15 protein-coding genes are annotated in these 25,703 nt (G+C 49.7%); 11 read left to right on the top strand and 4 right to left on the bottom strand.

The features are described 5' to 3' along the window. Positions 1–102: 102 nt before the first annotated feature. From ICL07_RS17220 to eco, 11 genes are all read left to right on the top strand, one after another. Positions 103–672 (top strand): RNA polymerase sigma factor, encoded by a 570-nt coding sequence (locus ICL07_RS17220; protein ID WP_188089265.1) that lies wholly within the window; start codon positions 103–105, stop codon positions 670–672. Between the two features lie 114 nt (positions 673–786). After that, positions 787–1,752 carry a FecR family protein gene (locus ICL07_RS17215; protein WP_188089264.1) on the top strand — a complete coding sequence of 322 codons (966 nt, stop codon included), beginning with the start codon at positions 787–789 and terminating at the stop codon, positions 1,750–1,752. An 89-nt stretch (positions 1,753–1,841) separates the two neighbouring features. After that, positions 1,842–5,321: a TonB-dependent receptor domain-containing protein gene (locus ICL07_RS17210; RefSeq protein WP_188089263.1), complete on the top strand. Its 3,480-nt coding sequence runs from the start codon at positions 1,842–1,844 to the stop codon at positions 5,319–5,321. Between the two features lie 28 nt (positions 5,322–5,349). Continuing rightward, the gene (locus ICL07_RS17205; RefSeq protein ID WP_188089262.1) at positions 5,350–7,059 is read left to right on the top strand and encodes a DUF4397 domain-containing protein; all 1,710 of its coding nucleotides are present in this window, start codon (positions 5,350–5,352) and stop codon (positions 7,057–7,059) included. A 1-nt stretch (position 7,060) separates the two neighbouring features. Next, positions 7,061–8,233, top strand: a complete 1,173-nt coding sequence (locus ICL07_RS17200; RefSeq protein WP_188089261.1) for a hypothetical protein — start codon at positions 7,061–7,063, stop codon at positions 8,231–8,233. A gap of 21 nt (positions 8,234–8,254) precedes the next feature. Further along, positions 8,255–9,337, top strand: a complete 1,083-nt coding sequence (locus ICL07_RS17195; protein WP_188089260.1) for a fasciclin domain-containing protein — start codon at positions 8,255–8,257, stop codon at positions 9,335–9,337. Positions 9,338–9,361: 24 nt separating this feature from the next. Next, positions 9,362–10,585 (top strand): fasciclin domain-containing protein, encoded by a 1,224-nt coding sequence (locus tag ICL07_RS17190; protein ID WP_188089259.1) that lies wholly within the window; start codon positions 9,362–9,364, stop codon positions 10,583–10,585. Between the two features lie 27 nt (positions 10,586–10,612). Continuing rightward, positions 10,613–11,590: a fasciclin domain-containing protein gene (locus ICL07_RS17185; RefSeq protein WP_188089258.1), complete on the top strand. Its 978-nt coding sequence runs from the start codon at positions 10,613–10,615 to the stop codon at positions 11,588–11,590. A 15-nt stretch (positions 11,591–11,605) separates the two neighbouring features. After that, positions 11,606–14,878 (top strand): TonB-dependent receptor, encoded by a 3,273-nt coding sequence (locus ICL07_RS17180; protein ID WP_188089257.1) that lies wholly within the window; start codon positions 11,606–11,608, stop codon positions 14,876–14,878. An 11-nt stretch (positions 14,879–14,889) separates the two neighbouring features. After that, positions 14,890–17,070: an IPT/TIG domain-containing protein gene (locus ICL07_RS17175; protein WP_188089256.1), complete on the top strand. Its 2,181-nt coding sequence runs from the start codon at positions 14,890–14,892 to the stop codon at positions 17,068–17,070. Positions 17,071–17,123: 53 nt separating this feature from the next. Further along, positions 17,124–17,585, top strand: coding sequence for a serine protease inhibitor ecotin (eco, locus tag ICL07_RS17170; RefSeq protein WP_188089255.1), 462 nt, complete (start codon positions 17,124–17,126; stop codon positions 17,583–17,585). 56 nt (positions 17,586–17,641) lie between these two features. Here the strand turns inward: eco and ICL07_RS17165 are convergent, their stop codons facing one another. From ICL07_RS17165 to ICL07_RS17150, 4 genes are read right to left on the bottom strand one after another with little or no spacing between them, the layout of a single operon-like run. After that, complete coding sequence (locus ICL07_RS17165; RefSeq protein ID WP_188089254.1) at positions 17,642–19,402, bottom strand: family 43 glycosylhydrolase; 1,761 nt, start codon at positions 19,400–19,402, stop codon at positions 17,642–17,644. 6 nt (positions 19,403–19,408) lie between these two features. Further along, a complete protein-coding gene (locus ICL07_RS17160) occupies positions 19,409–20,749 on the bottom strand; it encodes a glucoamylase family protein (protein ID WP_188089253.1) in 1,341 nt (446 codons plus the stop codon). Between the two features lie 15 nt (positions 20,750–20,764). Beyond that, the gene (locus ICL07_RS17155) at positions 20,765–22,246 is read right to left on the bottom strand and encodes a RagB/SusD family nutrient uptake outer membrane protein (RefSeq protein WP_223151960.1); all 1,482 of its coding nucleotides are present in this window, start codon (positions 22,244–22,246) and stop codon (positions 20,765–20,767) included. A gap of 18 nt (positions 22,247–22,264) precedes the next feature. Continuing rightward, on the bottom strand, positions 22,265–25,495 hold the full coding sequence (locus ICL07_RS17150; protein ID WP_188089251.1) for a TonB-dependent receptor: 3,231 nt from the start codon (positions 25,493–25,495) through the stop codon (positions 22,265–22,267). Positions 25,496–25,703 lie beyond the last annotated feature (208 nt).

The following is a 25,703-nucleotide window of genomic DNA, read 5'->3' as shown; positions in this document are numbered from 1 at the left end:
GACTTACAATATCACTTGATGAAAAAATTGATAACATTAAATTAAAATAACCCGGGGAATGGATTGCTTTACTTTGCAGGGCAATGTCAAAACCTGTTGCTCATGCAAACCAGTGAAGATTTCGAGTTGCTCCACCAGATTAAGGCCGGCGATAAAAAAGCTTTTGAAACCTGTTTCAATAAGCATTGGCCTTTATTATATGCATTGGCAGAACGCTTACTCAAATCGGCTGACGATGCCAAGGACGTGGTGCAAATGGTATACATCTCCCTGTGGGGGAGAAGGGAACAACTGGATATTACAGGGCCGCTGCAACATTACCTGTTGCAGGCTGTCCGCTATCAGTCATTAAAACGCCTCAAGGAAATACTGGACAGGCCCGAAAACCTGGACCGGGTACACGAACATTATCTGCCGGTGCTCAACAGCATCTGGCATAAACTGCATGAATCCGATCTCTTCCATGAAATAGAAACCCAACTGGAAACCCTGCCGCCAAGAACCCGGGAAATGTTTTTGCTGAGCCGTCGCCAGCAACTCTCTATCACCGAAATCGCCGAACGTATGGGCGTATCCGAAAAAACTGTCCGTAATCAGCTGCACCTCGCGCTCAAAACCCTCCGGCATCATATCGCTATCGCCCTCGTGGTGGCTGACCTTTTTGTTTGTTAATAATTCCTTAACCTGACCGCACGGGACAATGCCCCCTTTTCCGGGAACATATAGATAGAGACGAATCAGTTTTTTTACCCGTAGGCATGAACTGCCTGGTACATAACGGTCAACATGAATGTAGCACAACTAAAAAGAATCATCAACAAGTATCTGGCAGGAAATGCTTCGGGTAAAGAAGCTGCGTTGATAGATACCTGGTACGACAACGCGCTGGAAGAGGCCCGGCAGACGCCGGTCTGCCACCAGAGCGAGGCACATCGCCAGTTAGTACTGGAGCGCTTACGTTTGGAAATGGAGGAGATACCAACGGGAAAGGTAATACGTTTTTCACGCCTCCGTAATATTGCCGCTGCCTGCGTGGTATTACTCGGTGGCGCCTCACTCGCCTGGAAATATCAATATGATATGCTCGATGCCATTGATCCTATACCCATGGAAACCGTGATTGCAAGTGCCTTCCAGGTAAAACAACTGGTGCTGCCTGATAGCTCGGTGGTAGTACTCAACGCCGGCAGTGAAATCAGCTACCCCCGCCGGTTCAGAGGAAAGAAAAGACAGGTGCATCTCAACGGGGAAGCTTTTTTTAATGTCACACACAACGCTGCCGCAGCTTTCACTATTTCTGCACCACACCTGCAGGTACAGGTACTGGGTACTTCTTTCGTAATGGCCGACAGCAGCCATATTCAGGCTGCCAGGGTAAGCGTAAAAACAGGCCGCGTAGCGGTATCGGCGGAAACAAAAGGTTTCCCCGCCACCCAACTCGTGGCTAACCAGGAACTGTTCTATGACGAAGCCGGCGGCACCGTGAACATCAATCGCCATCATGAAGTAGACCTGGGATGGACCAACAAACAATTGGTGTTTAACAACGTTGCCCTGTCGGAAGTCTTCGGGGAAATAGAAAACCTGTTCCAGGTGAAAATACAGGTGAGCGATACCAGCATCCGCCAACTGACTTTCACCGGCGCTTTCGATGCCGGAGACCCTTTACCGGACATGCTCAGGGTCATCGCTTTATCTTACCGGCTAACCATTCAACATCATAAAGACGGAACAATAAACATCAGCCACTAACAGCAAAAAACAAAACACTAAAACCTGTTTACACTACTGCGCGAGCGGTGGTAATGGGGGATCTTTTTTCAAAAAAACAATCAAAACGAATGAAGGAAAAAATTTTACCAGGATTAAAACGGATAGGGTGGAGATGGATATGCAGCCTGGCACTGGTGTTGAGCTTCCTGACAACAACCTCCGCCCAGGACGACGCGCTGGGCAAAAAGATCAGTGTCAGCTTTAAAGAAGAAGGACTGGCACGCTGTCTCGAACTGGTGCAACAGCGTGGTGGTATTACTTTCTTCTACAACCCTGCTGAAGTAAATGCTGCCGGCAGGAAATACAGTACCAGCTTTAATAATAAAACGCTCCGCGAAGTGGTGACCTACCTGCTGCAAGGTACTGGTCTTGAGTTTGAACTAGCCGACAGTAAAAAAGTAGTGATCCGTAAAGCACAACCCAAAACGGAAACGCCCCGCAAATGGCGCACCGTCAGCGGGGTGGTGAGAGACAGTAAAAAAAATACGCCCATCGGTGGTGCGGAAATCCTGGTGCAAAGCAGCGGTCAGCACGTCGCTGCTGACGCCAACGGCCGTTTTACTGCGGAAGTAAAAGACACCGTAGATGCGTTGGTGGTATACTTTGTAGGCTACGCTACCAAAATGGTGAAAGTGGGCGCCAGCCATGCGCTTGACATCCATATGCCGGCCGATAGCAAAACATTGGGCGGCGTAACGGTGGAAGCCCGCCGCCGTACCAATACGGAAGCCTCGCTGCTCAATGACCGGAAAAATGCGGCGGTCATATCAGACGGTATCTCTGCACAGAACATCGAAAGAACGGCGAGTATTACCACTACACAGGCATTACAACGGGTATCCGGCGTTACCATCACCGACGATAAATATGTGGCTATCCGCGGCCTCGGCGACCGCAGCGTGATCGGTCAGCTGAACGGTGTGCGCCTGGCCTCTTCCGACCCGGACCGTAGCGCTATCCCGCTGGACCTGGTACCTTCCAGCCTGCTGGATAATATCACCGTTTATAAAAGCAGCACGCCCGATAAACCGGCTGATGCCTCTGCCGGTATCGTGGAACTGAAAACCAAATCCATCCCCGACCGCGAAACGTTTAATATCACCATACAGAGCGGTTTTAATACACAGGTGGGATTCGGTGGAAAAGTAAACAGCTTCTACAACAGTGAAAGTGGTTTTCTCGGAGAAAAAATAAAAAACAAAGGGCTGACCAATGAGTTCCTGAACCTGTCCAAACAATACCCGAACGGGCTGCGCGAGATCCAGGATAAAATTGCCTACAGCCGCAACGACCCCGCCATGCAGGCGGAAGCTGCACGGATCAACCGCATCATGCACCAGTTTGATCCGGTGTTGACAACACAATACAAACAGGCTCCACTCAATCAACTGTATGCACTCACTTATGGCAATAACTTCAAAGTATTTAAAAAACACCAGCTGGGTTTGATCGCCGGCGCCAACTATTACAACCGTGTAACCGATACCTATGGCGGAGAGCTCACCCAGTGGAGCATTTACCAGGGTGTGCTCACCGGCAGCAATGACGTGTACAGCCCGCGCATCATTCCCAATTATATCACCCCTAACAATATTCATCTCGGGAAATACCTGACCTATAAAGAGAATACCGGTATCCAAACGTTGAACTACGGCTTTTTGGGCGGCCTGGCTTATCGTTTTAACGCCCGGCATGAAATCAGTATGCAGTACCTGGGCAGCCGTGGCGCCGAAACGAAAGCCAGTAACCTGTACGGTGCCTATGAATATACCGGTTTGCCCGGTACTGTTTCCAATATTATTTATTCACTTAAACAAAGCTACCGCACGCTGAATACCTTCAATCTCCAGGGAGAGCACAAGTTCCTGAAAGGGGAATACAGCCCGCGCCTGAGCTACAACCTGGCTACTTCTTCTTCGAGCCAGGATGATCCGGACTATCGTTTTGTGAACCTGGCCGACTATAAACCCGTTGGTGGCAGCGCTTATCAACGCCCGACACAACAGCCGGGTAACAGCGTAGAATGGGTGGCTACAACCGATTTATACTCCCTGGTATCAGGATACGTGAATGGCTACGGCCCCTATGGCATTATACAGGCCGATCCCAATGGCCGCCGTTTCCGTAAGCTGCATGAAACGAACTATAACTACAAAGCCGATCTGGCTATCCCTTTTAAGCTGCTGGGATTGCGGCAAGAATTTAAAACCGGCGTGAACTACCTGCACCGTAAACGCGATTTCACCGAAAACGTATTGTTCCTCCCTGGTTCCAACTACGCTGCCAACAAGGCGTTGCCGCTGTATGAAGTAAGTGGTAACCTGGACCGCCTCGTGGGTTACGACCGCATTGGCGTACGTCCTCCCGGTTCCTACAATCCTGAAGGGCAGCCGGTTACAGGTGGATTCTTATATAACATCCAGAAATCACCCAACAACTATAAAGGTTTTTATGAAACCCGTGCTTTCTACGGCATGCTGGATTTACACCTGACCGATAACCTGCGTCTTACCGGTGGCGTGCGTTTTGAGCTGACAGACATACAGGCGGCGGTAGATACGGCCGGCGTATTCCTCGACCCTTCCATCAGCACGCCGGATAAAGATGGTAACAAGGTGAACCTGGTGTATACTGAACCTAATTCCATCTACAAAACAGATTACAAACCTTATTACTCCGCCAACCTTACCTATACCCTGAACAAAAAAATGAACTTCAGGCTGGGTTACAGCAACTCGCTGGCACGTCCGGAACTACGGGAACTAACCAACGTTTTTGACTTCGACCCGTTCCAGTTTGCCCTGGTAGTAGGTAACCCCAGGCTGAAAAACCAGTTGACCACCAACTACGATTTCCGCTGGGAGTGGTTCCCGGCTGCCGGTGAGGTGTTATCTGCTTCTGTTTTTTATAAAGAGATAGATAACCAACTGACGAAAGTATACAAACAGAAAACTTCCGGTCTCGATGCCCGTTTCCCTGAATTCCCGGCTATCGAGTTTCAGAATGATCCTAATAAAGGACGGGTATACGGTATAGAGCTGGAAGCGGTAAAGAATTTAGGCACATTGGTGCCAGCGCTCAAATACTTTAACCTGGGCGCTAACCTATTGCTCGCACAGAGTGAAATTAAAAAGACCGCCGAAAGAATGCAGGCTTCACAGGCGCTGGACCGCCGTGCACCGTCCAACAGTCCGTTGTTTGAGCAGGCGCCTTATTCGGTGAATGTATTCCTTAATTATTTAAACAGCAAGGCCGGTACGGATATCACTGCCACTTTTAACATGGTGGGAGAGCGGCTGATCCAGGTAAACCTGGACGGTACACCTGACCTGTATACCCGTCCCAATCCTGTGCTGGACCTGGTGTTGAGCCAGCGCATTTACAAACGCCTGATGTTTAAAGGCTACGCCAAAAACATCCTGGACCGTCCGTTACAGGAAGTGTATGCCAACCCTAATACCGGCGGTAAATACTATGGAAAAGAGTATATCCGCCGCAGTTATAAACGCGGTACGGAAATTATGCTGGGACTGAGCTACACTTTGTAAACATTAATAGAAACAAGCTAATCTGAATATGATGAAAAGATGCTTACACACGGTGATGTTGTCTTTGTTGAGTGCCGGCATGTTGACGTCCTGTACTAAAAAGGAAAACTTTACGTACGACAACCGGATCAACCTGCAGGCGGATGCTGCTTCCAGCGTTCGTATTGTTAACCTGCGCGGCGCTACAGAGTTGATGGTGAACGGGAAGCAGTTGTCCTCTTTTATGTTACCCAATATGGAAGGGTATTACGATCAAACTACTACCAAAGGAACCCCTTTCTTTCCGGAAACAGGCAGGATGGGACTGACCTATACTATTCCGCAGCAGTTTGTGAGCGCTGATGGAACGGTAAAGGATATACGTTTTGCTTCCTTTGTGCGCAACTTCTCATTGGCATTGACCAGGGGCTTTGTAGCGAAAGATGATTTTAATCACCCTACTGACTACTATTTTACTTATTTCGCGCCCAATACAGGGCAATTGACCGATTCTTTGTTTCCCATCCCGCGGTCGGTATCGCCACCTGCCAACCCGCAGCGCTGTAAAGTACGGCTGCTGAACCTCAGCACCGCCAATTCCCTTGCCGGCGGCAATATGCGGGTAGTGTGGGCGGACGGTACCACCGTTGCGGGACTTGATAACATAGGTATCGGGCAGTATTCCGATTATATAGAGTTGCCTTATGGTACTTACCAGCTGAAAGTGATGACAATGGACGGCGTGCCGGTTCCCGGCGTAGGCGGCAGCGGGCAGGACTTTAACGTCGTGAATCCACAGACCGGTACCATCATGCTGCCCGGTGTATATGCCAAACCTCCTGTCAATGGTTTTGTGGATTCTAAGCTGACGTTTGCCCCGCTGAAGACCTACCAGCCCGGTGGCGTATATACTATAGTGGTAGCGGAGCATAACAATTTCCGCAATCCCACCGGCGGTTCCAACGGAGAAACCTATCCGGCTAAAAACAATGGCTTTCGCATTATTGCCGATGTGGAACCACAAAATAATACCTATGCCCGTTTGCAGGCGGTGAATGTACTTCCAGGTAAATCCATTAAAGTAACTATGGATGGCAACCCATTGGGTAATACGCTTTCCTTTTCCGCAGCATCGGCCTTTAACGCCTTTTTAACTGGAACGCATACACTGAAAGTAACCGATGCTGCCGGCGTAGTATTGACGGACAGCACTTTTACTTTGCTGCCCGGCGATAACCAAACTGCATGGATATACGAAACAGCCGCCGGTAAGCCCGCTATCAGCCTGGTGGCCAATAACCTGAGCAACCAATACTATAACGGTGCTACAGAAGATGGGAGTTACAGTACCATAAAAATTGAATTCCCCAGCTGGATACGTTTTATGAACTTCTGTCCGGATTTGCCCGAAGCGACTTTCACTACCGACGATGGGCAGGTACTGGCAAATGGCGTAGCCAGCGAACGATTACAACTGGGTATCCCATTGGTGAAAAATCCCTATGCAAAAATGGAAGCCAATTTTTACCAGCGCATATTGGCTTATGCTTCCCAACAGAACGTAGTACCCGGTAACTGGTTACGGGAAGTGAGTCCCTTGCGGAGCCGCGACTTCATTGCCCGTCCGGAACTATATGCTGCCGGGCAATCGCCACTCAGTGAAACCGGTGTATATACCGTGGCTTTGATTGGTAACCTGAATACCAGCAAGCCGGGATCTGAAAAAGCCCGGATGATCATCATCAAACACAATCAGTAACATGCATAACAGAATTATCCTTTTGCTTTTATGGTGCATAGCCGCAGCTACAGCCTGCCGGAAAACGGAATACACCACCATTGCGGAGCCGGCCTATCTGCGGATATTCAATAACCTGGATTATAATATCACTGTTGATAATAAAGAAGCCCCGCAGCCATTTCTTACCTTCCTGATGGACCCTGAACTGGATGCGGATGGTACGCCTGTTGCGGCGCAAACCACCGGCGATTTCCTCGATAAACGCGCTGCCTGGGCAAGGCCTTACCCCGACGCCGTTAATACTACCCTGTTTCAGACAGAATACCCCGGCAGTGCCAGGGTATTGGCCGGACCGGTACTCAATGGCTATGACTTGTCCAGCTGGGCACAGGTGCCCGCCGGTAAACACCGGGTGATGTTCCTCAGCCGCCCTATCAGTGAAGTGCCTTTTTTCCAGCTGCCCAAAGACCTGCGCCGCCAGATCATCATTGATACAGTGATGGACTTTTCCAGCAGGGAAGTGTATACTATGCATGTACTGGAAAAAGATGTGGATACCAAAACACCGGGAATCTATGTACGAAAAGAGACCTTCATCCATCAGCCATTTTCTGATTCGATGGTGTATGTGAATTTCTACAACCTCAGCTCCAGCGGTTTCTTTGAACGTGGAAAACTACAGAACATTTCAGAGATCAATAACCTGAAGATGAAAGACACGATGAACGTGTATTATACCCTGAACAAGATAGGCGACCACAATGAAGCCATACCTATTGCAGGGCATAAGGGAGCATTGATGGGCGCTGTGATACGTTCCCATGATCCGGCCGTTCATCCTTATTACAATTTCCCTTTGTTCCCGGATACTACTGCCGGCAAGATATACAATGGAAAAGCCGCGCAAACTTTTACATTTCTGGCGCCACCCTATACTTTTGAAAGTAACCCTTTCGTACAGCACATGCACGAATCTAATGGCCGCTTTACCGCATTGCAGGTTGGGCCGCCCAACACAGGCGGGTTTATCGCTTTCCCCATGGTGGCGGACTTTCTTACCGGTATGGTGGTCACTATCCGTTCCGGTAAATACCTCAACCGGTCTTTTGCCACAATTAACACCGTCGAATATGTCAATGGTAAGTTTTACCTGATGACTATTCAGCGGAAGTACGAACCACCTGTGTATTAACAGGCTTAAAAAATGATGTCTATGCGATATAATATGTTGTCTTGTCTGTCTTTCTTTTTTCTGTTGATGATAACAGGATGTAAGAAAGATGATTTGACGCCACCGAGGGATACCGCTCCTGTCCGTGCAATGGGAGATTTTATCCGTAACAACTACGACCTGAGCCTGTTGGCGGCAGCCATGCAAAAAACCGGGCTGCTGGACAGTCTTAATCAACCAGGTTCCTTTACCTGTTTCGCCCCGGATAACAAAGGCTTCAACGAAATAGGGATTAACAGTCCGGCCGACTTCGACGCCATGAGCCCTGAAGCACTGCGCCTGCTGGTGAAATATCATGTATTCAATGACCGTAAGTATGTCTCTGAATTCCCCTTGCAGATGGGAAACAAATATGTTACCCTCGCTGGTCCTGAGTTGTATGTGTCAGTATCCAACTCGCCTAATGCTACCTATACGCCACCTGAAACCAGGGACGTGTTCGTAAATGGTGCGATGATATACCCGGCGCCTAAAAGGAATGTGGCGTTGTCTAACGGCGTAATTCATGTGATCCGCAAACCGCTCAACTTTAAACCGGTTACCATTCAGGAATACCTGCAGGCCGATACCAGCCTGTCCATTTTTGTGACCGTCATGAAACGTTGTAAGCTGTGGGACGGATTGAAAGAGAAAGGACCGTTTACCGTATTTGTACCGGACAATGAGGTGTTCCGGAAATACAATATCAGCCCGGACAGCGCTACCCGGCTTGATCCGGAAAAATATCAAACCATTGCTTTTAACATATACCCGTTGGCGTTAAAACCCAAACGTATTTTCTCCACCGATTGGGTGCAGGTTTCGGGTACCTATGGACCAATCTCGTCTATGATCAACGTCGGTAATTTTGCTATCAAACCTGCTTACGAGTATAACTGGTACAACAATACAGAAAATACCTACATCAATATGATGGATGCTATTCAGGGAGGCTTTAGCAACAACGGTCCGTCTACGATCTACTACCGGAAAGGCTTTGCCGTTGGCACCGATCAGTTGACCAGCAACGGCCTGGTACATCGTATCGATGATTTATTACTGGACCCTGCCACTTTACGCAAATAACAATCATTTAAAAGCTACATGAAAATGACCGTGTTTACTGCTGTTACCATATCAGACAGGCTGTTGAGATGCTGCCTGCCGCTATTGCTGCTGCTGGCCATGGCTTGCCGCAAGCAGGATATAGAACCGGACCCGATCGGTGATCCGGTACCCTACACCGGGCCCATATTGAATTTAAAGGAAACGCTGGAAAAATCTCCTTATACCTTTTTTAAAGCAGCCTGGAAAAAAGCGAATATCGACAACCGCCTAGAGAGAGCCGCAACCAATTCGTTCACCATTTTTGCGCCGACAGACAAGGCTTTTGAACAGGCTGGCTGGACCATGGAGAAAATCAGCCAGGCCAGTCCGGAACAGCTGGATACGCTTTTGTCTTTTCATATCAGTGCCAACCAGGTACATCCTGCTTCACTGGCGCAGGTTACCGGTAATCTTCCACTGGTAACGCTGCTGAGAGCGGTACTGCCGGGGTATGATGAGAGTAAACCTTATCAATATATCGTGTATGCCGGCGTATACCACGATAGCCTGTATGTGAATGGACGGGGAGTGAGCAAATGGGGGCAGGCCCTTGAAAGCACTACTGCCACTATTTATCCGATAGACGTGGTATTAGAGAAACCGATGCAGGATATGCTGGCTTTCCTCCAATCTGATGAACGTTTCAGCTTTTATCTGGAAGCCTGCCGTATTAATGACAGTCTTTACCAGGATGCAACTCCGTGGTCAACGACTCAGTTAAACACCCCTATACATACCGCCAGCGGGTCATCGGGTGGCCAGTTTACACTGATTGTTCCTACCAATGAGGCATTTCAGAAGAGCGGATTTCATACCATAGAAGATATACGGGAGTATAACTACCGCTCGTTGCCCCTTGGTGATCCGGACTACGATGAAAATCATTATTACCAGTATCCCAGGACTTCGATGGATACCCTGTTGTTACCCAACCGTATGGGGTATGCAGGAAATTTCGTCGCCTTCAACGGTGTAAAAAATATTTACCCGGTGTATTTCGTGAACGAACTGATGGTGAACCATCGTGTTTCAGGCATGCTGATGAGCCCTGGGGCTCTGTATGGTGATGCGCCTGTTGTCTATAACCTGGATTTTGCAGCCGGTAATAACCAATTGGGTGTAAAGCGGCTGGGGTCTTCGTCCCCAAGGCTTCCGCTGGCAGAAACCAATATCTGTCTGTTGAATGGTGTGATACATGTTGTGAACGAAGGGTTGTTCATGCCCTAGTTATTCATCTCCCTAAAACAAACAATTATGAAAAAAATTTTCTATACCGGTTTACTGCTGTTGGGTATGGCAGCTTGTAAAAAAGATGAAAAGGCATCGGTCAACCAACAGTTGAGCAACCGTATCACTTATGTGATCGAAGATAACCTGTTTAACTTTTCCAGTTTCAATGCAGTGATTGAACGTACCGGCTATGCGCAAAAATTGGCGGGAGAAGGGCCGCTGACTGTATTGGTACCGGATAATAACGCTTTCATCAAAGCAGGGTACGCCAACACGAATGCTGTTTTGCAGGAAAGAGGGGTGATATTGAACAACATCATGACTTACCACGTACTGAGCGGCACCTGGGAATTAAATAAACTTCCTTTCGCCTTCAACCAGGAACTGACTACCGCCGGCGGCGCCAAAATGTACGCCACCCGCTGGGTAAAAGGAACAGATACCGTGCTGACCATCAACGGCACGCCCGTTATTTCCTATAATCTTCCCGCCAGCAACGGTCTGATACAGGTTATGAGTGAAGTGCTGCAACCATTGGTCAATGCAACGATCTCCGATGCTATTGCTGCCGATACATCGCTCACCTTCCTGAATGTTGCTTTGCAACAAGCAGGTATGAAAGACCTGATGGCCCAAAAAACGGTTTACACCTTTTTCGCCCCCACCAATGCTGCTTTCCGTATGAAAGGGTTTCCTTCCGCAGATAGCGTTGGACGAACCGAACCGGCTGTACTGCAGCGAATGCTGAGCTATTCCTTTTTCCCCGGCCGCCGTTTTGTATACGACTACATACTCACCACCGATATTACCGATAAAAGTGAACAAGCGATGTACAACGGTAATAACATCGTAGTGCATTTGTTGAAAACAGGGGTGAAATATTCCGGTATTACCGTCCAGGGATCTGGGAACACCGCTCCGATAGCGGTGCTTAAAAGTAACGTGCTGGCGGGCAATGGCGTGCTGCATGTGATTAACAGTGTGCTCAGTGAAAACCAATAAATCCAATAAGCCAAGATGAAGCAGGTATTTTACATAATATTCTTACTCCCTTTGCTGCTGTTGTCGGTGATGGGTGTCTATGCACAGGAAACCAACGGTACCTGGAGCGGACGTGTGAGCAACAGTCAGCAGGAACAACTGCCGGGCGCAACGGTGATAGCCGTGCACCTACCTTCCGGTACCAGATACGGAACCGTGACCGGCGCCGATGGACGATACTATTTACCCGGACTTCGTATAGGCGGCCCCTATAGTATCACCGTGAGCATGATGGGTATGGAAACACAGTCCCGCGATGGTTTTACGATCCGCCTGGGGGAGCCCTTGCAACTCAATTTTATCCTGACAGATAAAGGCAAACAGCTCTCAGCAGTAGAGGTGAAAGCCACGAAGGCAGGCGCTAAAGCCAATACCTTCGGCGCCGGACAACATATCAGCCGCCTGCAGGTGGCTAACATGCCTACTATTTCGCGCAGTATACAGGACATTACCAAAATGGTACCGCAAGGCTCAAAAGATAACTCTTTCGCCGGTACGAATTTCCGCTACAACAATGTAACCATCGACGGCGCCATCAACAACGATGCGATTGGTTTCAGTCCCTCAATGGGTGGTATCACCGGTTCTTCCGGGATGCCCGGCTCCAGCACCCGCACCAACGCGGTATCCATGGACGCCATCGAAGATATGCAGGTATACCTCGCTCCCTTCGATGTGAAGATCGGTAACTTCACCGGCGGCAGTATCAACGCGGTGACCCGCAGCGGTACCAATAAAGTAACGGGCAGCGTGTATGGCTTTGGCCGTAACGCCGCTATCACGGGTAAGGACAAGGCGGGGCATCTGGGTAAAATGAACAACGATTTTTATGATTACCAGGCCGGTGTACGCGTGGGTTTCCCCATCATCAAAAACAAATTGTTCTTCTTTACCAATGAAGAAATCACCCGTCGCCAGGATCCTGCGCAGCTGGTCGCAGGTAGCCCCGAAACGGCGCATATCCTCAGCACCAAAGATGCGGAAGACATCCGTAACGCTACTATCAACCGGTATGGCAAGGACGTAGATCCCGGTACAGCCGGCGTTTACAATGCCTGGTCTAAATCCGTGAAGTTCTTCAACCGCGTGGATTGGAACATCAACGGCCAAAACCAGCTGTCCGTTCGTAACAATACCATCCGTTCATCTGCGATGAACATGGACCGCGACCAGCAGGATTTCCGCTTTAGCAGCATGGCGTACGAACAAACCAACAACCAGACTTCTACGGTTGCAGAACTGAAGACCCGCTTCAATAGCCGTCTTTCCAACAGCCTGATTGCAGGATATACACTGGTACATGATAAACGCGATCCCACTGCCAACCCTGCACTGCCGCAGATACAGATTATGGGCCGCGCACCGGGAACGACTATCTATTGGGGTACCGACAGGGAAGCATCTATCTTCGATATGAAACAGCGTACCCTGGAAGTCACCGATAACCTCACCCTGCGCAAAGGAAAACATACCCTGCTGTTCGGTACGCACAACGAGTTTTATCATATCGACTATGGCTTCGTTAACAGCTGGAATGGCCGTGTGGACTATCTCAGCATCGACGATTATCTGAACAACAATCCTTACCGTGTACGCGGTAGCTATAACTTTGCCAACAACAACCGCGATTATATCCTGTCCCATCCGGAAGCAAGGTTTAATGTTAACCTGCTGAGCGCCTACGTACAGGATGAAATTCAGGTAACAGAGAAACTGAGGCTGATACCTGGTATCCGGGCGGATTATACCATGCTGCCTCATGCGCCTGCGTTGAGCGAACAAACACGTAACGCCTATACGGACGATTATTTTGGTACCAGCTATACCTATACGCCGTTGAACCGTATTGAGAACCACTACCTGAACAAAGTACAGGTATCACCCCGTTTGGGTTTCCGCTACGATTGGCTGGGTAATCAGCAGCTGGTGCTGCGTGGGGGTACCGGTTTGTTTACGGGCCGTATTCCTTTTGCATGGCTGGCTTATGCTTATTATAACAACGGTATCAATTACGGTTCCTTTGATCAGAAGGCGGACACGAAAGTGTTTGTACCCGGCTCCGATCCGGTGAAACCCGGTCAGAACGGTATTGCTGACTTTATCGCGGGTAACGGCGCGGTAATCAATAGCCCGCTGGCAGGTAAAACCCAGGTGGACGTGATTGACAACAACTTCGTGATGCCGCAGGTATGGCGTACCAGCGTGGCGCTCGATTATACTACCGTCAACGGATATAAGTTCACTGCCGAAGGTATTATCACCAAAACCCTGAAGGATGTGCTGTTCCAGCAGGTTAATATCAAGGATAACCCGAAATACTACGGGTACGATAGTACGAAACAGCAACCTGTTTTCAGCGGCGCCATTGATCCGCATTTTTCCAACGCCTACCAGTTAAGCAATACCAGCAAAGGTTACCGCTATAGTGTTACCGGTAGTGTGAACCGTAACTATCCGTTTGGTTTGTACGCTTCACTGGCTTATACTTATGGTCAATCCAAAGATGTATCCAATGGTATCCGTAACTCCATGGAAAGTAACTGGCAATTAAACCAGGCGCTGAACCCCAATAATCCGGGACTGGCCTATTCCAACTTTGATATCCGTCACCGCGTAGTGCTGAACCTGCAATATGTACGTCGATGGAATACCAGCTGGGTAAGCACCCTGAGCCTTTTTGCCACTGCACAGTCGGGAAGTCCGTTTACCTACGGTATTGTCAATAACAGCATTCAGGGATTGCCGCAACAGGTAAGCCTGGTGTATATTCCCGAAGCCGCCGACGCGGTGAAATTCTTCCAGGACTATACGAACAAAGCCGGAGAGACCATTACCGCAGTAGCACAAGCTGCGGCGTTTAACGACTACATCGAAGGCGACAAGTACCTGCGCAGCCGTCGCGGACAATATACCGAACGGAATGCCGGCCGTACGCCATGGAATATCCAGGCAGATCTGCATTTTGCGCAGGAGTTCCATTTCTCCGAAGATCCCGGCAGCCGCTTTATCACTTTCACCCTGGACGTGATGAACTTCACCAACCTGTTGAATAAAAACTGGGGCAAAGCCTATTTCTCGCCCAATACATTCAACTCTACAGCCAGCGTGGGACTGACACCGGCTTTCCCGGCCAAACAAAATCCGGGCAACTATCCGGTATACCTATACGAAAATCCGGGTAAACCGTATGCCATCGACTTTTTTAACTCCCGTGCGCAGGTACAGCTCGGGATGAGATACTCATTCTAAAAATGATGACCATGAAATCATTATTATATTTTTTGTGCGCGCTGTTACTGCTGACGGCCTGTAAAAGGAACAAGGATGCTACGGCGGAAATACCACCCTCCATTCGTTCCTTCTGGCCCAACAGTGGAAAAGCCGGTACCATCGTTACGATTAATGGCGGTGGTTTTAGCCGGAAAGACAATGAAGTTTCTTTCAACGGCACCGCCGCTACTGTAGTAGATGCCAATGATAGTGTGATGACGGTACTGGCGCCTGCCGGCGGAAGCACCGGTAAAATATCCGTTAAAACCAATGGTAAAGAACTGGAAGCAGGTACCTATACCTATCAGAACCTGAGCATGCGCAGCGCCAGCCCGCTGAATGGTCCTGCAGGTACCAACGTATCCATTGCAGGCGAAGGTTTCAGCAGCACCGCTGCTCCGGCTAAAGTACTGATCAATGGAAAGGAGGCGGTTATTACTTCCGTGAATGACACTCTGCTGATTGCAGCGGTACCGGTATCCGCGGGTACCGGGGAAATTAAGGTGATCGTGGACGGCAAAGAGGTTACCGGCCCTTCCTTCCTCTTCCAGCAAATCGAAAAAATAAAGCCGCTGAAAGGTGGTAAAGGTACACAGGTAACCATCACCGGCGAAGGGTTTAATGCCCTGTCAGCCAATAACGCGGTGTCCTTCAACGGCAAGCCGGGTACGGTGATCAGCGCCACGGCCGCACAGCTGGTAGTAGCCGCACCGGACGACGTAGCTACCGGTCCGCTAACAGTCACCATTAACGGACAGAAAACAGTCGGTCCCGTATTTACAGTAGTGCCTCCTCCGGTTCTGGCTACGGTAGCACCTTTGAGTGGCCCTGCCGGAAAGGATGTCACCATCACCGGCAATTATTTCAGTAATGTATTGGACGAAAATAATGTTACGTTTAACGGTGTTGCAGCGGTGGTGAAACAAGCTACCGAAAAGGAATTGCTGGTGACGATCCCGGCGGGCGCAGGCGCCGGGAACATGAAGGTGTGGGTAAACGGACAGGAAACCGGCGGCCCACCATTTAAAGAGCAAAACCTCGGTGTGGCCAGTCTCTCACCAGACAATGGATTGGCCGGTACAGCCGTTACCGTTACCGGTATGGGCTTCAGTACCAATGCTGCGGAGAATATCGTTACCTTCAACGGGGTGACCGCCACCGTGGTAAGTGCCACGGCTACCACCCTGGAGGTGGTGGCGCCGGCCAATTTAAGCACCGGTACCCTGAATGTGAAGGTCAACAGCCTGTATGCGATCGGACCGGTGTTTAAACGGGCCGGTGTTATGACGCTGGCCGGTGGCCCGGGAACCGGCATGTTCGCCCGTGCCACAGGGCTCGTGGGCGACAGGAATGGTAACCTGTATTTCCTGGAAGGACAACAGGTGAATAAACTGTCTCCCGGTGGTAACGTCAGCGTATATACGGGCGGCAGCGCGGCAGGCCATGTGGATGGCCCGCTGGCGACAGCGCTTTTCCAGAATCCGCGTACGATCGTCGCTGATATTTATGATAACCTGTATGTCATGGATGGTGCCGGTCAAAGGATATATGTCCGTAAAATTACGCCGGCCGGAATGGTGAGTACCGTACTGACCGTGATGGATAATATGTCCGGTGGCCTGGGGGTGGACAACAACGGTACCGTCTATGTCAGCAAAATGTACCAGGGCGTGTTTAAAAGTGAAAGCAACGGATCACTGACTAAATTCGGCGGTTATACACACTCCGTTCCTGATAAGATGGCGATAGATGCGTCGGGTACTTTGTATTATGCCGGAGGTGATTTTTATAATCCGTTTATTGCAGTGGTGCCCCCGGCAGGTCAAAGCCGGTTGTTAAGCGGTAGTTTCTCCGATCTTGGTTTTGTGGACGGAGATCCCAATGTTGCACGCGTCGGTAGTCCCTTATGTGTAACCATCGACCCTACTACCGGCAATATCTATTTCGTAGATAACATGAATATGTGTATACGGTATGCCACCCCTGCCGGCGCCGTGAAAACAGTCACTGGTGCAGCAGGGACTTTTGAATCCTTTAAATCAGGTTATAAAGACGGTACGCTGAAAGAAGCACTGTTCAAAAGTATGTACGGTATCCATGTGGATAGAAACGGAGATATCTATGTGCTGGATCGGGACAACAATGCCATCCGGAAAGTTTTTCTGAAATAATTTTCAGAACAATTCTGCTTCCCGGCTGTTAACATAACATAAAACGTTATTGTATGAAACAAATCATTCTCCTGTTGCTGCTATGGAGTGCCGGTATCACGACGGCTTTTTCACAGGAAAAGGAACTGAAACCGTTTCCTAAAGTCCTGAAAGGCATGGAACGGTACGTGATCCAGCTGCCCGCCAAAGATGCGGAAGATAATTACCAGGTGGAAATCATGGCCGGGAAGAACATGAAGGTAGATTGTAATCATCATGGACTGATTGGTCAATGGGCTGCCAAAGATGTAAAAGGCTGGGGGTACACGTATTATCAGTACACCTCCGCCGGTAAAACACGTTCTACCCTGATGGCCTGTCCTGATAAGACATTGCAGGATAAATTCATCGCAGATACCAAACTGGTGAGATATAACAGCAAACTGCCCATCGTGGTGTTTGTGCCGAAAGGTTTCGCGGTGAAATACAAAATCTGGGAAAGAGGCAACCAGGAGATGGATGCTGAGATCAAATAGTAATAGCAACTTGACATAAACAACAGGGGAGATCATAAAAGATGATCTCCCCTGTTTTATTTTACAGCGATGGTAGCTGTTCTGGCGGAAACGCCGTTTTCATTGATCGCTTCTATGCTGTAATAGTAAGGCAGCTCCTTATCCATGCCTTTAAAGAAATAATCATTGGCATTATGCACCATGATGCAGTTGTACAGCTTATCCGGGGCTATCCCGAAATAGATGTTATAGGCGTAAGCATTGTCTACCGGTTCCCATTTAATCCACGCACTACGTTTATCCTTCTCCGTGCGAAGCACTACAAATGATTTCACACTATCCGGGGCAGGTCCATCGCCTTTACCGAATACCCGCAGTCCGCTGATGGCGAATTTGCCACCGGGCATATGCCTGTTCTCCAATTTGATATACCGGGCTTTTACGGTTTGGGGTAGTTCTACATAATCATGCGGAACATCGCTGTGGTTCTTACTTTTGTCTATCAATACCTGCCATTTTTTTCCATCCTGTGAACAATAAACGAGATATTGATGGTAGATGTCTGTCTGTTTGCCCAGGAAAGGAGCATCCTGATCGGCATAGTTGATTTGTACGGCATGCACAGTGCTCACAGCGCCAAGGTCGCTCTGTATCCATTCTCCTTTATTGCCGGTGGCGGCGCTCCAATAGGTTTTGATATTTTCATCTACAGCGTTATTGGGAAGATAACCGCCCAACGTAGAGGAAACGGTTACCGGCTTGTTGTAGTTCAGCAACATCCAGCCGGTGAAACTACGGGCATCGTTTTCAAAGGAAGCGCTGTTATTACCCCGGTTGAGATAATGCGGATAATCTCCGAAAGCGGTGTTACAATACAACACATCGTCTTTATCGAAACCGGCAGGCCAGAAACCGAGCCTTCTTTCGAAACTGTTTTTTACAGAGATGACCATGGTAGACACATGCCACCAGTTGCCTTTGGTATCCTGGAAGGTACTGCCATGGCCTGCGCCACGGGCAAAGCCGCCGGGCTTAAAGGAGAAAGGGTTGTGTGCCTGTGGGGTAAAAGGTCCCAACGGATTATCGGAAACAACTACGCCGTCGGCATACCCGCTGAACTCCGTTCCGGGTGCTCCATATTGCAGGTAGTATTTGCCATGATGTTTGGTCATCCAGGCGCCTTCAATGAACGGGTCGAGGAAAGTGTTGTCCATATGCTCACCGAAACGCTGCCAGCCATACCGTTCATCTTCCAGCAGGTAAAGCTCTTTACGTGCGCCTTTCAGCTGCAGGGTTTTACGGTCCACCTCCCCGCCGTACAAAGGATAACGGTTGCTGCTACCGTTGTACTGGTATAATTTACCATCATCATCCAGGAAGAAGGCGGGGTCCCAGCCACCGGCTTCAAAGGAGTCTACGGCTTCTTTCCACTGGTTGCCCTTTGGATCGGTACTCATCCAGATAGGGAAGTTGCTGCTATAGGTAGAGCCGAATACCATCATGGTATCGCCCATTACCCAAACGGCCGGGGCGCATAGTTCGTCGTACACCTTGTGCCAGGGCTTCAGGAACTTGCGCGAAACAAAATGCCACTGGCTGAGATCCGGGCTCCACCAGTATCCCCACTGGTTGGTGGAGAAAAGGTAATAATCGCCTTTATAGGTAACGATCACCGGATCGGCGGTGGCCCTGTGTTTGCCCCATTCGGTGAAATTGGGGATAGGGCAGTAGCCATAGTCTACGTTGACAGGGTTGCAATAAGTGGTTTGCTGCGCATAGGACGATGGTAGCGAGAGACTGAACAGCAGCGCTGTCAATAAGTGGCGTAGTATCGGCATAATTCACTATTTCAGATGCGGACTGGTAAAGTCCAGTTTCTTTAATCCCTGTTGTATTTCCGGGCAACTCATGAACAGGTTCCAGAGCAGTCCGCTGCGGTAGTTTTCTATCATCACGATGATAGGACCCTGGTCAATGGCGAGGTGTGTTTTGGCATACCATTGCTGGCTTTCGTTGAAAGCATCGGTAAAACCGTATTCGCTCCAGATCTTAGGCCCAAGCTGATAATAAAAATGTTTGAGCGCCTGCATAGAGTATTCCGGTGTATAGGGGAAAGCGGACAAGGCGGCCGTAGGGGTGATGGTGCCGTGGTCGTTGGTAGGTGAATGTGCATCGTAACCGTTATAGGTGTCGCTGGCGGTGAGTCCCCAGCAATCGGCGCTGTAGCCTTTAAAACCTTTCGGATTACGGATGCAGTATTCACGGTTGATAAGCGTATGGTTTCTGTTTTGTTCCCAATAGTCGGCATAACGGTCTTTTAATCCGCGTGGATCAAGGCCGAGGAAAGAATATTGAGAAAAGAAAAGCGGGCCGCCGTAATCGAATCCCAGCGGTAATTTGATGTCAAAGAAAGTGCGGTCGTTCCGGAAGTAATTGCTGTTGGCCCATCCCTGGCGGTATACCGCCGGTTGTATGGGATAGGTAGGCGAGGAGGCTGCCAGAATATACGTCATCAGGCATTCGTTCCATCCCCTGACTTCGTGGTTCATGCTCCATCCGTTGTTGGGGCTCCAGTGCCAGTACAGCACATTACGCCCGTCGCGTGTATGCCAGTCCCACTCTGCTTCTCTCCACATCCAGTTGATTTTATTGCGCAGCTCTTCTTCTTGGGCGTTGCTGTGGTTAAAATACTGCCGGGCAGTGAGCAATCCTTCAAAGAGAAAGGAAGTTTCCACAATATCGGCGCCATCATCTTTACGGCTGAAGGGAACGGTTTTGCCGGTGGTGCCGTTTAGCCAGTGCGGGAATATGCCGTGGTAGGCATCGGCTTTCCGCAGGAAGTCAACCATCCTGGTCAGGTGGTTAACAGCTGCGTCGCGGGTGATCCAGCCTCTTTCTGTGGCTACTACAATAGCCATGATACCGAAGCCGGTACCGCCGGTGGTGACCACCTCCCCGTTAAAAACGGCGGATTCGTTGCTGCCTTCCCGCGCCATACCGGATACCGGATGGGCAAAGTCCCAGAAGTAACGAAAGGTTTGTTGTTGTACCAGGTCGAGGAGGGCGCTGTCGCTCAGGTTTTGCCGGATACGCAGGTCTGGTTTGGCGGCGGTTTTTTTTACCTGTGCCTGCCCGCCAAAGGCGAGCAGGCATATCAGGCATATTATTGATATGATTTGTTTCATGACAGCCATTCCGGTTTAGTAGCCTGGATTCTGGGTTAATTTGTTATCACTGAGATCAATTTCTGTTTGCGGAATAGGCATCAGTTCACTTTTGCCGGCTTTGAAGCCCAGCGGACCAAATACTTCTGTTCCCCGGCCCTGGCGGATCACATCAAAGAAGCGGTCCCGTTCCATGGCCAGTTCTATTTGTCTTTCGTGATAAATAGCGCGGCGTAGTTGTGCCTGGTCGGTAACAGTTACATCCGGGAGGATGCTGTTGTTGCCGGCGCGGGCCCTGGCTCTTACAGCGTTGAGCGAGCTTAATGCCTGACCGCTGTTGCCCAGCTCATTAGCCGCTTCTGCATTCATCAGGAGTACTTCCGCGTAACGGATCACGCGCACGTTCTGGTCTGCGCCTTCGTTGTAGCCGGATTGCCACTGACCGAAAGGCACATAGGATTTGTAATTAAAACGGCGGTTCACTCCTGCGTATTTGATACTGTCGCCTTCCACGGTGATGGTACCTCTGAACAGGATGGTGGCATTTTTACGCGGGTCGCCGGGTTCATAGGCATCTACCAGTGCCTGTGTAGGTGTGTTGAAACCCCACCCGCCACCGGGCTGGCTCTTTACGCCCTGTATCTGGGAGTATTGGGAGTTGGAGGCGTCTTTGTTGCCGATAATGGTCTGGCATTGTATTTCGAAGATGGATTCTACTGAGTTTTCATTCGGAATACGGAACAGTTTTTCGTAATCCGGGAAAAGGCTGTAACCCATGCCCATCACCTGGTTGGTGTAAGTAAGCACGTCCTGCCATTTTTTCTGGTACATGGCTACCTTGGCGTGTAAAGACAAGGCGGCGCCTTTGGTAGCGCGACCAATATCCGTAGCGCCATAGGTGGGTGGCAGTACCGCAGCGGCTTCTGTCAGGTCTTTTTCGATATTGGCCCATACTTCTGCCTTGGGCGTACGGGGCAGGTTATAGTCCTGTGGTCCTTTGGGTACATGAAGGCGCAGCGGCACATCGCCATAGGCGCGTACCAGCCGGAAATAAGCGTAGGCGCGGATAAACTTGGCTTCTGCGAGGTAGCGGTTTTTCAGCGTTTCATCCATTTTGATATTGGGCACATTATCCAGTACCTGGTTACAGAAGTTGACTTCCTGGTACTGGCCTTTCCAGAAGTCAGTGGCCTGTCCGTCTGATGCGGTAATGGTGAAGTTATCGAAGTTGCTCAGGAAGCTGGCATCGTTCGGGTCGCTGCCTTTTTCTGTTTCTTCGGAGCCCAGGTCTTCCACTGCCAGCGCTGCAAAGCCCACCTGGCGCCATTCATGCAGATTGGCGTACATAGCGTTGACGGCTTTGGTGGCATCCGCTTCGTTAGCCCAGAATTCCTGTGCGGGTTGTTGCCCTTGCGGATCTACGTTCAGGAAACTTTTTCCGCAGCCCGCGGCCAGTGTCAGTAGTACCGGCAGGGCGTAGCCGATACGTTTTATATATAGTGGGTGATTACTTTTCATGGTCGTCATCTTTTAAAATTAGAAGGTCACGTTTACACCGAAGTTGTAGGTAGCATACAGCGGGTAAACAGCTTTGTCGATACCCTGTGCGGTAGGAATACCACCAATTTCAGGGGAGAAGCCGCGGTATTTGAAGAAATTAAACGCGTTCTGCGCACTGGCGAAGAAACGCAGGTTTTGCATCTTCCAGCGGTTGGCGATGGCCTTGGGTACGGTGTAGCCCAGCTGTATGTTCCGGATACGGAAATAGGAACCACTTTCCACGAAGAAAGTGTTGGGCAGATAGTTCTGTCCGCCGCCGATATTGGCGGAAGGGTAGGTGTTGGAAGTGCCTTCACCATGCCAGCGTTTGTCGAAGAATTCCTTGGTGAAATTTTCATTACCAAAACGCAGCGCCATGTTGGCATTGTATACATCCACGCCCGCAACACCCTGGAATTCCACTGCCAGATCAAAGTTTTTATAGTTGAAGCTGGTGTTGATACCGTAAGTGAATTTCGGGTTAGGATTGCCGATAGGAACACGGTCTTTGGCGTCTATCACTTTATCGCCATTGATGTCTTTGTATTTGAAGTCGCCCGGTTTGGCGTTAGGTTGTGCGGAAGCGGCTACTTCTGCTGCATTCTGGAAAACGCCGTCTACCACATATCCATAGTATTGTCCGATAGGTTCACCTACCACGGTGCGTGTCAGCAAGCCGCCGCCGGTAGAAGCACTACCACCGCCGTATATCGGAATGCTACCGGTCCTTACTTCACTTACCTTGTTGTTCATGATGGTGAAGTTGCCGCCGATGGAGTAACCGAAGCCACTATTGGTTTCCTCTTTCCAGTTAGCTGCAAATTCCCAGCCCTGATTGCGGAAGGTGGCCTGGTTGTCGAGCATGTTGTTGTCTTTGGTCCCGAGAGATAACAGGATGGGGACGTCAAAGATGGAAGAGAGGGTTTTCCGGTTAAAGAAACCTGCTTCTACATACAACCTGTTATTCAATACACTGGCTTCGATACCTGCGTCAATACCTTCTGATTTCTCCCAAACAAGTGAGGGAGGCACCAGTGTGTTGATGCTGGCACCGGTTTGAGGTACACCACCGAAGATAGCGGTCATGAAAGGGTCCTGGGAAACCCGGAGTACAGAGATGGAAGGTGGAATAGAGGAATTACCTACCCGGCCCCAGCTGCCACGCAGTTTCAGATTATCGAAAATACCCAGGTTTTTAATAAAAGGTTCTTCACTCATCACCCAACCCACACCTACGGACGGGAAATAACCCCACTGATCACCGGCGGAAAACAGGGAAGAGCCATCCGCACGGAAGGAGGCGGTCAACAGGTATTTGTCTTTATAGGCATAATTCACGCGGGCGAAGTAGGAGGCAATGTTGTACAGCCCTCCCTCATCGGTCACGGAACGGCCATCCGTATTGCCCAGGCGCAGATAACGGGTGCCTTCGTTATTGTTGGGCACGTTGTCTGCACTGGCAATCAGTTTATAGTAACGGCGTTGTTGTGCTGCCTGTCCTAACAGTACTTTCAGGCTGTGGTTTTCAAACTTATTGTCATAAGTGAGCGTATTTTCCACGATCCAGTTCTGGCGGCTGGCCGTAGTGCGGGTCAGCTTGCTGACTTTATTGAACTGGTTGGTCGTAGCAAAGTATTGTGGTGTGTAGTTACGGATGATACTATCGCCGTATTCGCCGCCGATGCTGCTGTGCAGTACAAAATGTTTGGCGAAACGAAGATCGGCATAAGCGCTACCGGTGATCACGCGGCGTTGTGTCTTCTGGTCGTAGAAGTCCAGTGATGCCTGCGGGTTTTTACCCGCGCCGGTACCAAGGTTCAGTTTGTCCGGGTCGCCGTAGGAGCCGTCCGGGTTGAATACCGCTACAATCGGTGCTGATTGATACAGCTGCAGGAAATAATCATCCGGAATATCGTGGTTGTTATAGGCTGCTGCAGTAACGGTATAACCGATTTTCAGCGGTTCAAATACCTGGAAGTCGTTTTGCAGGCGGGCAGTGATACGGGAGAAGTCATTTGTTTTGATCAGACCATCCTGTTTCATATAACTGAGGGAGAAGTTATAGCTGGATTTTTCGGAACCGCCGTTGATAGACAACTGGTGATTGGTGGTGAAAGCGTTGCGCATTTCCTGTTTAAACCAATCTGTACCGGCGCCGTAGGCGTTAGGGTCCAGTCGTAAGGAGTTGTTGTTGATCGCGCTCAGTTCATTGATGATAGTGGCATATTCATTCCCGTTAGCCATTTTCACTTTGTTGGTGGCCTTTTGCATGCCTACATAACCGGTATAGTTGATACTGGCCCTGCCGGACTTACCTTTTTTAGTAGTGATGAGTACCACGCCGTTAGCCGCGCGCATACCATAGATAGCCTCGCTGGAGGCATCTTTCAGGATGCTCATGTTTTCAATATCACCGGGGTTGAGGAAGGAGATATCATCATACCATACCCCGTCTACCACGTACAATGGGCTGAGGGAGCCGTATACGGTACCCGTACCGCGGATACGGATGGTAGGAGGGGCGCCGGGTTTACCGTCGTTGACGATCTGCACGCCGGCCACTTTACCTTGCAGGCCGCTCATGGCGTTGGTCACAGGCTGTTTGTTGATTTCTTCGCCTTTTACCTGTGCAATGGAGCCGGTAATATCTACTTTACGTTGAACGCCGTAACCTACTACCACTACCTGTTGCATCTGGCTCACCGATTCTTCGAGGGAGACAGGGATATCCTGGCGGTTGTTGACCGGTATCTCCTGGCTGGTGTAGCCGATGAAGCTCACTACCAGCGTGGCGTTGTCGGGAGCATTCAGGGTAAAAGACCCGTCAGGTGAGGTAACGGTGCCTTTGGAAGTCCCTTTTATAGTGACGGTAGCGCCGGGAATAGGTGTGCCGTCTTTTTTGCTGGTTACTTTACCGGTGATTTTGATGTCTTGTGACATGATCACCACCAGATTGTTTTCCACCAGCTTATACCGGAGGGAAGTACCGGCAAAGAGGGTGTTCATCACCGCATCCAGTCCGGAATTGGTGACATCCACGCTGACTTTTCTTTTTATTTCGGTAAGGGCATTGTTGTACAGAAAACGGTAGTTACCCTGTTGTTCAATACTACTCAATACCTGTGCGATCTCCGCTTTTTTCAGCTTGAGGGTGATGGTCGCCTGCCCTTTAACGGCGGCAGATACCTGGAGAAAACACGCCAACAACAGTAATGTGGTGAGCTTCATAATAACAAGTGCTTTTTTTAGGGCATAGGTATTCCTGTCCCTAAACTTTAGCGATATTTTCATACTTTTAAATCTAGAGGTGAGAGTGATGGAAGCTTGCGGCTTGGCGGTTGTCAAGTTTCCTGTAATCCTGGATCTTCGGCGGGAAGTGTTAGCGCATTTCCCGTTTTTGTTTTGGTCTTATCATGAGCTGTTGATTGGATGTATG

Origin of the sequence: Chitinophaga qingshengii (genome assembly GCF_014529935.1) — a bacterium.
Classification (GTDB): Bacteria; Bacteroidota; Bacteroidia; order Chitinophagales; family Chitinophagaceae; genus Chitinophaga; species Chitinophaga qingshengii.
Note: the sequence above shows the minus strand (reverse complement) of the source record. Positions and strands in the feature narration are given on the sequence as shown.